Source organism: Vibrio sp. Vb0888 (assembly GCF_033338835.1).
In the GTDB taxonomy this organism is placed as follows: domain Bacteria; phylum Pseudomonadota; class Gammaproteobacteria; order Enterobacterales; family Vibrionaceae; genus Vibrio; species Vibrio alginolyticus.
Genome location: NZ_JAWOTL010000058.1, coordinates 1 through 2029 on the forward strand (window position 1 = coordinate 1; position 2029 = coordinate 2029).

The window sequence follows — 2029 nt, forward strand, 5'->3', positions numbered from 1 at the left end:
GAATACCGAATGTGTCGCAATCATGAATAACCGACTTGTCGAACAGGGTGAACTGTTTAACGGTTATCGAGTAGCAAGCATCAATAGTGAATTTGTAACTTTAAAGCGTGGTAGCCGTCAGTGGAACCTTGAGCTTTTTGGTTTAAACGTAAAAAAATAATAACCAGAGCCTGATCAGATATGCGCAAATTAGTTGTAGGAATAACGATTGCTTCTTTAATGGGATGTTCGATGGGTCACCGCGATCCGGTTGAAGTGAAGCAAGCTCTCAATGAATCTATCAATCAAGCGAATAGCCGCGCGTTGGAGGAAATTCCTTCTTCGGTAGAAGCGGATCTTATGCCTAACTTAGACTCCAATGTTTCTTCTGATAACGGAACGTCAAAGCGTTTTCGTATCCAAGCCAATGCAGTAGAGGCGAGAAGTTTCTTTGCTTCGTTGGTAAAAGGGACAGAATACAGCGTTGCGATTCATCCAGCGGTTCAAGGCAATATCACGGTCAACCTTTCTGACGTGACATTAGATGAAGTGCTTAGCGTTGTACAAAACATGTACGGTTACGATGTCATGAAATCGGGCAAAGTAATCCAAGTTTATCCGGCAGGTATGCGTACGGTGACGATTCCAGTCGACTACCTACAGTTTAAACGCTCAGGTCGCTCACTGACGAGCATTGTCACGGGCTCCGTTACTTCGGCTGGTACGTCTAGTTCTGGTGGTAGCTCTGACAGCTCAGACTCTTCAGATTCTAACAACAGCAATAACGGCAACGATAGCTCGACGACATCAACAGGCGGAACGCGCATTGAAACCATCACCGAAAGTGAGTTTTGGCCAATGTTGCAACAAGCGGTGGCGAACTTAATTGGTTCGGGTAAAGGCCAAAGTGTGGTAGTTACGCCACAAGCTGGTGTGATCACCGTGCGAGCTTTCCCTGATGATATTCGTGAAGTGCGTGAGTTTTTGGGTGTGTCTCAAGAACGAATGCAACGCCAAGTGATTCTTGAAGCGAAAATCTTAGAAGTCACGCTTAGCGATGGTTACCAGCAAGGTATTAACTGGTCGAACTTATCGGCGTCAATTGGTAACTCAGGCAGTATCATTGTTAATCGCCCCGCTTCTGCTCTGCCTCCATTAGATGCGATTGGTACGCTTCTTGGCGGTCAAACCAACGTTACGATATCTGATGGTAACTTCGAGGCTGTATTAAACTTTATGTCGACGCAAGGCGCCCTCAATGTACTCTCAAGCCCACGTATTACGGCGGCGAACAACCAAAAATCAGTGATCAAAGTTGGTACCGATCAGTACTTCGTAACTGAGCTTTCCAGTAATGCGGGTAATGGTGAAAACTCTAATGCGGTTCCTGAAGTAGAACTGACGCCATTCTTCTCGGGCATTTCACTTGATGTGACGCCACAAATCGACAACAAGGGCAACGTGTTCTTGCATGTGCATCCAGCGGTCATTGAAGTCACAGAAGAAGTGAAGCAGTTAAATCTTGGTGGTGATTTTCAAAACATTCAATTGCCTTTGGCAAAAAGCTCGATTCGAGAATCTGATTCGGTCATTCGTGCGAAAGATGGCGATGTTGTGGTTATCGGCGGCTTGATGAAGCAACAAAATGTCGAGCAAGTGTCAAAAGTCCCATTCCTTGGCGACGTGCCAGCTCTGGGTCACTTGTTCCGCAACACTTCGAATGTGACACAAAAAACCGAGCTAGTTATTCTGCTTAAACCGACCGTTGTTGGCGTGAACTCTTGGCAAAAAGAGCTAGAGCGCTCGCGTGATTTGCTGCAAGAGTGGTTCCCTGATGCGCAATAAGCGCAGAAGAAACGTTAGCTTTTCAAAGAGTTTGTGATTCGTTATGTACTTGTCGCATTTTGGATTTCGAGTTCAACCTTTCTCACTGACCCCAAATACGGAAATGTTTTTGGGGTTAGTGCCTCACTATGAGGCGATTCAAACCATCTTAGCCGCCGTGCAGATGGGAGAAGGGGTGATTAAGGTGACAGGTGAAGTTGGTACG

The 2029-nt window shown here is 46.0% G+C and carries 1 protein-coding gene and 2 pseudogenes; all 3 read left to right on the plus strand.

Annotation, left to right across the window (positions count from 1 at the left end; genetic code table 11):
* A pseudogene (locus tag R7P72_RS23710) lies at window positions 1–160 on the plus strand (MSHA biogenesis protein MshK); the annotation flags it as partial.
* Window positions 161–180: 20 nt separating this feature from the next.
* Complete coding sequence (mshL, locus tag R7P72_RS23715; RefSeq protein WP_318110786.1) at window positions 181–1824, plus strand: pilus (MSHA type) biogenesis protein MshL; 1644 nt, start codon at window positions 181–183, stop codon at window positions 1822–1824.
* 43 nt (window positions 1825–1867) lie between these two features.
* Window positions 1868–2029: pseudogene (locus R7P72_RS23720) on the plus strand (MSHA biogenesis protein MshM); the annotation flags it as partial.

What these genes read in the sequence shown, in the direction of transcription:
- mshL (WP_318110786.1), top strand. Translation starts at nt 181, where the DNA reads ATGCGCAAATTAGTTGTAGGAATAACGATTGCTTCTTTAATGGGATGT.